This is a genomic window from Paraburkholderia ribeironis (assembly GCF_900019265.1).
In the GTDB taxonomy this organism is placed as follows: Bacteria; Pseudomonadota; Gammaproteobacteria; order Burkholderiales; family Burkholderiaceae; genus Paraburkholderia; species Paraburkholderia ribeironis.
Window position 1 is genome coordinate 1 of the sequence record NZ_CYGX02000201.1, and the last position, 574, is coordinate 574.

At 65.5% G+C, this 574-nt stretch carries 1 protein-coding gene; it reads right to left on the bottom strand.

What is annotated here, in order from left to right:
* Positions 1-574: efflux RND transporter permease subunit (locus BN2475_RS33150; protein ID WP_174642114.1), on the bottom strand; the 574-nt coding region annotated here is incomplete at both ends.

Consider the following 574-nt stretch of genomic DNA (forward strand, 5'->3'; position numbering starts at 1 on the left):
GGTTGCCCGTTGGCGACTGTCCGAGCCGCCCGACGGCGAACTGCTGGTTCTGGTTGGCGACCGCGCGCTGCACGTCGGCGGCCGTGATGCCGAGCTGCGCCATGCGGTCGGGGCGCAGCCAGATGCGCATCGCGTAGTCGGGCGTGCCGAAGATGCTCGACTGGTTCGCGCCGGGGATGCGCTTCAATGCATCGAGCACGTAGACATTCGCGTAGTTCGCGATGTAGGTGGCGTCGTAGCGCTCGGTGGGCGAGTAGATCGCGATCACCATCATGAACGCCTGCGACTTCTTCTGCACCTGCACGCCCTGGTTCGTGACCGACTGCGGCAGTTGCGGCAGCGCGAGGTTCACGCGGTTCTGCACGTCGACCTGCGCGAGCTCGGGGTTGGTGCCGATCTGGAAGTAAGCGTTGATGGTCAGGTTGCCGGTGGAGGAGCTCGACGAGCTCATGTAGATCATGTTGTCGGCGCCGTTGACCTTCTGCTCGATCGGCGCCGCCACATTGTTCGCGACCACATCCGCGCTGGCCCCCGGGGAAGAGGCGGCAACCGTGATCTGCGGCGGCGTGATGTC